1 protein-coding gene is annotated in these 217 nt (G+C 38.2%); it reads right to left on the reverse strand.

The window, feature by feature from the left end; genetic code table 11:
- Window positions 1-217: 50S ribosomal protein L29 (gene rpmC, locus F0U47_RS22910; RefSeq protein ID WP_149752370.1), on the reverse strand; the 217-nt coding region annotated here is incomplete at both ends.

Below are 217 nucleotides of genomic sequence, written 5' to 3' on the forward strand. Positions count from 1 at the left end.
TTCTAAGATTGACCTTCATCTTCTGGTGATACACAATGTAAACACGTGCGATAGCTTTTCTTACAACACGGATCTTGGACAGTTTAGAAGCAACTCCACCAGTAACTTTAGCAACCCGAAGATTTGTTAATTCTGTCTTTAGCTCCTCAAGCTGTTTGAATAGCTCCTTTTTATCTTTTGTCCTTAATTCTGAACACTTCACTTTGCCCATTTTGAC

Source organism: Nocardioides antri (genome assembly GCF_008373765.1).
GTDB lineage: Bacteria > Actinomycetota > Actinomycetes > Propionibacteriales > Nocardioidaceae > Nocardioides > Nocardioides antri.